Origin of the sequence: Mesorhizobium sp. M7A.F.Ca.CA.001.08.2.1 (genome assembly GCF_003998455.1) — a bacterium.
In the GTDB taxonomy this organism is placed as follows: Bacteria; Pseudomonadota; Alphaproteobacteria; order Rhizobiales; family Rhizobiaceae; genus Mesorhizobium; species Mesorhizobium ciceri.
In genome coordinates, this window is record NZ_RZPW01000258.1 from 1 (window position 1) to 7,796 (window position 7,796).

At 63.0% G+C, this 7,796-nt stretch carries 8 protein-coding genes; 4 read left to right on the forward strand and 4 right to left on the reverse strand.

Annotated features, from left to right (window positions below; all coding sequences use genetic code 11):
* From EN914_RS16825 to EN914_RS16835, 3 genes are all read left to right on the forward strand, one after another.
* Positions 1-2,362: autotransporter domain-containing protein (locus tag EN914_RS16825; protein WP_127389163.1), on the forward strand; the 2,362-nt coding region annotated here is incomplete at its 5' end.
* A gap of 64 nt (positions 2,363-2,426) precedes the next feature.
* Positions 2,427-3,473 (forward strand): hypothetical protein, encoded by a 1,047-nt coding sequence (locus EN914_RS16830; protein ID WP_024502989.1) that lies wholly within the window; start codon positions 2,427-2,429, stop codon positions 3,471-3,473.
* Positions 3,474-3,781: 308 nt separating this feature from the next.
* Entirely contained in the window at positions 3,782-4,477 is a 696-nt protein-coding gene (locus tag EN914_RS16835; protein ID WP_013529237.1) for a DUF1013 domain-containing protein, read from the forward strand.
* A 62-nt stretch (positions 4,478-4,539) separates the two neighbouring features.
* On the opposite strand, the gene EN914_RS16840 is transcribed toward EN914_RS16835, so the two are convergent.
* From EN914_RS16840 to EN914_RS16855, 4 genes are all read right to left on the reverse strand, one after another.
* Positions 4,540-5,259, reverse strand: coding sequence for a YafY family protein (locus EN914_RS16840; protein WP_024502990.1), 720 nt, complete (start codon positions 5,257-5,259; stop codon positions 4,540-4,542).
* 125 nt (positions 5,260-5,384) lie between these two features.
* On the reverse strand, positions 5,385-5,792 hold the full coding sequence (locus EN914_RS16845) for a hypothetical protein (RefSeq protein WP_024502991.1): 408 nt from the start codon (positions 5,790-5,792) through the stop codon (positions 5,385-5,387).
* Positions 5,793-5,867: 75 nt separating this feature from the next.
* Positions 5,868-6,458 carry a DJ-1/PfpI family protein gene (locus EN914_RS16850; protein WP_024502992.1) on the reverse strand — a complete coding sequence of 197 codons (591 nt, stop codon included), beginning with the start codon at positions 6,456-6,458 and terminating at the stop codon, positions 5,868-5,870.
* An 84-nt stretch (positions 6,459-6,542) separates the two neighbouring features.
* On the reverse strand, positions 6,543-6,710 hold the full coding sequence (locus EN914_RS16855; protein ID WP_013529241.1) for a hypothetical protein: 168 nt from the start codon (positions 6,708-6,710) through the stop codon (positions 6,543-6,545).
* Positions 6,711-7,019: 309 nt separating this feature from the next.
* On the opposite strand from EN914_RS16855, the gene EN914_RS16860 reads away from it, so the two are divergent.
* A partial coding sequence (locus EN914_RS16860; protein ID WP_127389164.1) for a VOC family protein occupies positions 7,020-7,796 on the forward strand: 777 nt, incomplete at its 3' end.

Genomic DNA, 7,796 nt, shown 5'->3' on the forward strand with positions numbered 1-7,796 from the left:
GAACAGGGGCAGCGGCGTGACCAGCGTTACCGCCAAGGGCGACGTAGCGGGAACCGGCTACACAGGCATCGTAGCCGTCAACGGCACCATCACGCTCAATCCAGACGGCACGATTGCCAGCGTTGCGGCAAACGCCAACGCCACCGACCTGACGGTCGACGCGGCGGCGGCCAGCGGCAGCGACTATGGAATCTACACCTACAATGCGGGCACAGGCGACACCCAAGTCACGGCAAAAGGCGCGGTGACCGGGACCACCGGTCCCGGCATCTATGCCCGGACCTCAGGAAAGAACCTGACGATTGACGCCAAGGCCGTCAGCGGCGCCAACACGGGCCTCGTTGCCTTCAACTTCGGCACCGGCGCCACCAAGGTTACGGCGAAAGGTACGGTGACCGGTGCATCCGGTGCCGGCATCCTGGCAAGAACCGGTACCACAACGACAGGCGGCGTCATAGTCGACGCCGCCGGAGCCGGTGGCGGCCTCACCGGCATCCAGGTCGAAAACAACGGCGCCGGTGCCACCACCATCACGGCGACAGGCACGGTTGAAGGCGGCGACGCGGCGATCAAGGCGGTGTCGTCCGCGGGCCAGGCGATCTCCATCACCACCAGCGGTCTGGTGCGCAACAGCTCGGAGATAGCTAGCCTTGTGGCGGTAGAGACCTCGGGTGGGCCGGTGACCTTCACCAACAATGGCGGGCTGCTTGGCACCGTCAAGCTCGGCACCGCCGCCAATATTGTCGCCAATAACGCAACCTGGAACACCGCCGGCATCAATGAGTTTGGTGGCGGCACACTGACCAATGATGCTGGCAAGGACATTGTCACCGCCGCCGTCGGTTATAATAGCCCGGTGACGACGACATTCAAGGCGTTGTCGAACTTCACCAACAATGGCAGGCTGACCATGGCCAATGGCATTGCCGGCGATGTCACCAACCAGTTTGCCGGCGATGCGACGTTCGCGGCCGGCTCGGTGCTGGCCGTCGATATCAATGGCACGGGTGCATCCGACCGGTTCGCAGTCGAAGGAACGGCCGATCTGTCCGGCGCGACGCTGGCGGTAACGGCTCAGGGCCTCGCCGTCGGCACCTACATGGTGGTGTCCGCCGGCAGCGGGCTTGGCGGGACGACATTCCAGGCGTTGACCGGTGTCACCAGCACCGCCTTCCTGTCCGTGACGGACACCTACGACGCCTACAATGCCTATCTCGATGTAACCAAGGTTCGCGCCTTCACTGACGCCGGGTTGACGCCGAACCAGATCGCCACCGGCGAAGGTCTGGACAGCCTGACCGGTGGGGCTGTGTTCGGCGCCGTCGCCGGGTTGGCCACCGATGCCGAGGCACGCGCTGCCTTCGACCAGCTTTCGGGCGAAGTCCACGCCTCGGCCAAGGGCATGCTGCTCGAGGACAGCCGCTTCGTGCGCGATGCGGCCACTTCTCGTATCCGCGCCGCCTTCGGCGATGTTGGCGCGGCCGCATTGCCGGTCATGGCCTATGGCGATGGTGGCCCTGAAATGGTTGCCGCCGATACTGACCGCTTTGCCGTCTGGGGCCAGGCTTTCGGGTCCTGGGGCAATACCGACAGCGAGGGCAACGCCGCTGCCTTCGATCGTTCGACGGGGGGCCTGCTGGCGGGCGCCGACACGCTGGTGGGCGGCTGGCGTGTCGGTTTGCTCGGCGGCTACAGCCATTCGAGCTTCGATGCCGACGATCGCAATTCTTCGGGCAAGAGCGACAGCTATCATCTCGGTCTCTATGGTGGCACCAATTGGGGCGCCATCGCTTTCCGCACCGGCGCTGCTTACAGCTGGAGCAGCCTTTCGACCAACCGCTCGGTTGCTTTCAACGGCTTCACGGATGGGTTGTCGGCCGACTACGATGCCGGCACCGCGCAAGTCTTTGGCGAACTCGCCTACAAGGCCGATGCCGGACAATTCAAGTTCGAACCGTTCGCCAACCTGGCCTATGTCAGCGTCCATACCGACGGCTTCACCGAAGACGGTGGCGATGCGGCACTGACCAGCGCCGGTACGTCCACCGATGCGACCTTCACCACGCTCGGCCTGCGCGGTTCCTCGGACTTCGCGTTTGGCGGCATGAACGTCACCGCGCGCGGCATGCTCGGCTGGCGTCATGCCTTCGGCGACGTCACGCCGACCTCGACCTTCGCCTTCGCTGGCGGCGACGCCTTCACCATCGCCGGGGTGCCGATCGCCAGGGATGCGGCCGTCATCGAGGCTGGGCTCGACTTCAACCTCGCTTCCAACGCTAAGCTCGGCCTGTCCTACACCGGCCAGTTCGGCGGCGGCGGTGTCGATCAGGGCGCCAAGGTCGATCTTGCCGTGAAGTTCTGACGGCGACAGGTGGCGAGCAGCAAGAAGCGCACCGTCACCATGACAAGAAACTGCTGGAGGTCGCATGGTCAAGTCAAAGGTCGATTTCCACACGAAGCATGAAAGCGGTTTTGTCCCAACACAGGGATGTAAACTGCCATTCGACACGGACCTCCTGGAAGGCGAGGCCAAGGCGCGAGAGAAATTGCTTGGCAAGCAGAACGCCTTCCTTTCCAAGACACGACGTTCCGCCAAAGATGTCGACCATCTGATCGAAGAGATGGTCGCGTTCGAAAAGGTCCGGTCTGGGCACTATTGGCGAGACTGTCGGGCGGACCTGATTGCGCGGAACGTGCGATCGGCGGTTGGCAAAACAGGATCCTTGCTCGATCTAGGCAGATTGTCGCAACGACCGGCGACCAGCACGGTTATGATACCACGCCTCGACATACCGGACCTGGGGCCCGTTCCTTTTGGTCCGGTCGAACGGGGGGAATTGCAGAGGATTGACCTGAACACGGTCGATCGAGGAACCTACTTCGACAAGTGGTTCAACTATAATGGGCGGTGGACGCTCACCCAACTCTACGATCATGCCGTGACCGATCCGGTACCGCTCTCAATGGATTTCGTCAGTGCCAACAATCTGGATCCATACGATTCGGATGGCCTGCGCGCAACGAGCGAGACCGGCATCTGGTTCACCTATGTGCCGGACATGGACGGCTACGTAACGGTTTTCTGGCTATCGGATCGCGTGACCTATCGCCTGTTCAGACAATACTATCCGCGCGATGCGGACGGCTGGGCGAATGGTTGGCTCTCGGTGGAAGGAGTTGTCGGCATCTGGACGAACAATTCATTCGCAGGTCGCGACTACGTCGAAATTTCGAGCAGCAACGGCAATGCGCACGACACGCTACAAGCGAGCGGGGTCCTTTTCATTCACAACAGTACATACCCCGTCCAGGCAGGAAAACCGGTCCATGTGCTGATCGGAACGCGGTCGAAAGTCTTTAGTGTTTGCGACGGGACGGGCATCAATTTGGGGGCGGGCGTTGTCGCGCGAATTGACCACCCCATTTCCATCTTCACGCGAGCGGAGCTGGAGCCATATTCGCCATTCTACTGAACCTGGATGACAACTGGGCCGCCACCGTTTCGAGACATTCGAACCGGGATAAGGTGGAGCTGTCGGGCCGATAACCGACAGGCCGGAAAGCCGACGCGCGATTTTTGTGCCGTCCATCGAACAGGGGGCGGCCGCGCTCCGGGCGATCTGGCGGTCTTGGGAGCGCGCAGCGCACGCGGTGCGGTCTTTGCTCCAAAAACGTTGCGAAACGACCCGAGAGCGGTTATACAGACCGCGAATTTCCCATTTTGGTGGCTCTAAACCACCGCCCGCGCGGGAACGCGGGCGAACGAGAAGGATTTGTAAAAATGGCCAATACGCTGCTGATGCCCAAGGCGACCGCTGTCTGGCTGGTCGACAATACCGCACTTTCCTTCGAGCAGATCGCGCAGTTCTGCGGACTGCACCCGCTCGAGGTCAAGGCAATCGCCGATGGCGAAGCGGCGCAAGGCATCAAGGGCATGGACCCGATCATGACCGGACAGCTGACCCGCGACGAGATCGCCCGTGCCGAGAAGGACCCGAACCAGCGCCTGAAGCTTTCGGACCCCAAGGTGCGGGTGCCCGAATCCAAGCGCAAGGGTCCGCGCTACACGCCGCTGTCGAAGCGCCAGGACCGGCCGAACGCGATTCTGTGGCTGGTGCGCAACCACCCCGAGCTCAAGGACGCGCAGATCTCGCGTCTCGTCGGCACCACCAAGTCGACGATCGAACAGATCCGTGAGCGCAAGCACTGGAATTCGGCCAATCTGCAGCCGATGGATCCGGTCACGTTGGGCCTCGCTTCGCAGATCGACCTCGACATGGAAGTCAATCGCGCCTCGCGCGGCCGCGAACAGGCGCAGCCGGTCGGCGACACGCTGCTGCCGGCGGCCTTGACCGAGCGGCTGGTGCCGGCTCCCGAGAAGCCGAAGGACGAGGACGCCGAACTCGACGCCAACGCCGTGTTCGCCAAGCTCTCGGCCTTGAAGTCGAAGAACACGGACAATGACGACGACGAGTAAGGTTGTCTGATATTCCAAGAAAAAAGCCCGCTTCGAGCGGGCTTTTTTATTGGGTCAACAGTTCAGCTGCGCGCGGCGCGATCCGGCGCCATGCCATAATCCTCGCTGCGCTCCACCGCGCGGTAGAAGTCGGCAAGCTGCTTGCCGCGCTCCGGCTTGAAGATGCGGCCGGCGATGACCACCGAGGCGATGCGATCGATGCGGAAGGCGCGGAAATCGTCGCGCATCTCGCACCAGGCGACCAGCGTCCACACCTTGCCCCAGAACCACAGGCCGAGCGGGCGGATATCGCGGGCGGTGCCGCGGCCGGCCTCGTCGGAATAGTCGATGGTCAGCACCTGGCGCTTTTCGACCGCGCGCTCGATCAGGTCGATGGCCTCGCGGGCAGCGTCGCTGACCGCCCACATCGGCGTGTGGATCTCGGTGCGGGCAATGCGGTCCTTTTCGGCGTCGGGCAGGACGGCGCCGATCTTGACCAGCGCTTCGTCGGCGGCGCGCGCCATGGCGGCACCGCCAAAGGCACGCACCATGCGGGCGCCGGCGACCAGCGCGACGATTTCGTCACGCGTGAACATCAGCGGCGGAAGGTCGAACCCCTCCCTCATCATGTAGCCAACGCCGGCCTCGCCGTCGATCGGCACCCCGGTCGACTGCAGATCGGCAATGTCGCGATAGATGGTTCGCTCGGAAACCTCGAGCCACGTGCCGAGCTTCTGGGCGGTGACCAGTCGGCCACCGCGCAGATGCTGCACGATCTGGAAGAGCCTGTCGGCGCGGCGCATCGTATGGTCCCTCGGCGTTGTCTCTATGCATGTCGCCCCCAACCGGTCCACCGTTGGGCGGCATGCATGGTGTTTTCGCACATGCCGCTATCCCAAAACCGCAGAACACTTTTGGGCGGCATGCCTCATGGTTTCAGCCCTTCGCGCTTGCGCTGCGCGGCGACGAACTCCGCGCCGAAGGACAGTTTCTTCGTCGTCGGCGTTTTCGCATCGAGCACGCGCCAGAACGGTGCCACGTCACTCAGCGTCATGCCGCGCTGGAGATCCTCGTTGGCGGCTTCGGCAACAGTGCGCAAATGATAGCCTATGGTGACCGGGCATGTCACTTCGGCGCCATGCTCGACGGCAAGTGCTGTCCGCAGCGCACGCACATCCATCTCGACGCCTTCGGGAATCGAGCGGATGAAATCATCGACCTGGCGCGCCGTCGGCACCAACATCGGCTGGCCCTCGACGACATCGGTCATCGTGCGCGGCGTCGGCTTGACGCCGTTGATGCCTGGTGTGTTCAGTCTGTCGTTCCAACTCTTCATCGATCGTCCTTTCGACCGCCGATGCACGGGTGTCTGAGGTTCGCACCATTGCACGCGCCTCCTGACAGCATACTGTCAGGAGGCTTCAGCATACTCCTTGGCGAACAGCGTTCGCATCTGCACGAGATCGCTGCCTCTTTCGGGGTAGAGCGTCTTCAGAAAGGCGAGTGCGAAGGTGCCTGGTGCCGAACCGGGCGAGGAAACAATTTTGCCGTCGGCCACGGCATGCGGCACATCCTGATAGAGGCTGTCGCCGGCATAGCCGGCCTCATGACCATTGATCCAGTCGCGGCCATTGCTGGTGTGTCTGGCGTTCTCGAACAGGCCAGCGCGGGCCAGCGCCAGCGTTCCCGCGCAGATACCGCCGACCACGCCGCCGCGCGATGCAACAGCATTGAGCAGATCGGCAACATCGGGCGGTGCCTTGCCGGCCCACTCATCGGAGCCGATGACGGCGATGGCGTCGAGATCATCATTCTCATCCGCCCCGGCCGATCGATCGGGCGTCAGCCGAAAGCCGCTGATCCCGGTCACTGGGTTGCCATCAGGCGTCAGCGACACGGCACGGGCACCGAACCATTCGACCGCCGAGGCGGCCAGCAGCCCATACTCCCAGTCGGCAAAACCTTCGATGAAAAGGAAACCGATCGTCTTCTGTTCGGGCACAAGCTCGCTCCCATCCTCACGCACCGGACCTGTTATCTGGGCGTTGACGCGCCCACATCCAATCGCCGGGTCGAAAAATTGGCTTCAATTGCCGCGAGGGCCACGGTCCGCATACATGTCCGGCCAGCCGATATCCTTGCGAATATCCGCCGGCAGCGAGTTCATGAACCGCTGGGTGCGGATCTCGTTGCGCATCGTGCGGATCTTGCCGACATAGTGCTGCATGCCGCGCAGAATGGTGTAACCGTTCATGGCCAGTCTCCTCTCTCTGTATGGAGGTACTATCGCATACCCCTCCTGACAGCAGTCTGTCAGGAGGATGTCAGGCGCGAGACGATAGTTGCGACCAGTGCGCGCGCCGCAGGCAAGGCATCGCTTTTCGCCGCATAGAACGGTGCCGAAGGCAGGTTCGCGACTTCCGATTGTTCATAGCGAGGACGTGCTCTGGGCGCTGCTGTTCAGTTTCCGGCGACGGACTGTCGGAATACGAGGCCTTCAGCGGGGTGGCCGCAGTTCTGATATGGAGGGAGAAAATTGTTCCCCAACAGCAGGGAGACGACGATGAGCTTGCAACTGACAGGTATCCACCATCTGACCGCCATCACCGCCAATGCGCCTGGCAATCTTCATTTTTATACGAAGGTGCTGGGTCTGCGGCTGGTCAAGAAGACCGTAAACCAGGACGACACCTCGGCCTACCACCTCTTCTATGCCGACGGCGAAGCGACACCGGGCACCGACCTTACCTTCTTCGACTGGCCGGTCGGCCGCGAGCGGCGCGGCACGCACAGCATCGTGCGGACCAGCCTCAGGGTCGGCAGCCAGGAGAGCCTTGCCTGGTGGAAGCAACACTTGACCGACGAAGGCCTGGCAACAGGAGAGATCGGCGACATCGGCGGTTATGCGTCACTGGACTTCGAAGATCCCGAGGGCCAGCGTCTGCGCCTGGTCAGCGATGGCGGCAAGGGCGGCAGCCATCCCTGGGCGCAAAGCCCCGTACCGGCCGAGCACCAGATCCGCGGGCTCGGGCCGATCGTCATCAGCGTTCCCGACATCACCAACACCGAGGCGGTGGTGACCACGGTGATGAACATGCGCAAGGCGCGCGACTATGCCTCGCCGGAGGGCCAGGTTCACGTCTTCGAAATGGGCGAGGGCGGGCCGGCGGCGGAGCTGCATGTCCTGGTGCAGCCGGGACTGGCGCCGGCACGGCAAGGTGCCGGTGCGGTTCACCATGTTGCCTTCAGGGCGCCGGACCAGGAAACGCTGCATCAATGGACGGCGCGGCTGGCCGAGTTCCGGCTGCCGTCGAGCGGCGAGGTCGAGCGCTATTATTTC

Excerpts from the sequence above, each read along its gene's own strand:
- EN914_RS16830 (WP_024502989.1), top strand. The coding sequence starts at position 2,427 with ATGGTCAAGTCAAAGGTCGATTTCCACACGAAGCATGAAAGCGGTTTT.
- EN914_RS16855 (WP_013529241.1), bottom strand. The coding sequence starts at position 6,710 with ATGAACGGTTACACCATTCTGCGCGGCATGCAGCACTATGTCGGCAAG.
- EN914_RS16835 (WP_013529237.1), top strand. The coding sequence starts at position 3,782 with ATGGCCAATACGCTGCTGATGCCCAAGGCGACCGCTGTCTGGCTGGTC.
- EN914_RS16840 (WP_024502990.1), bottom strand. The coding sequence starts at position 5,259 with ATGCGCCGCGCCGACAGGCTCTTCCAGATCGTGCAGCATCTGCGCGGT.
- EN914_RS16845 (WP_024502991.1), bottom strand. The coding sequence starts at position 5,792 with ATGAAGAGTTGGAACGACAGACTGAACACACCAGGCATCAACGGCGTC.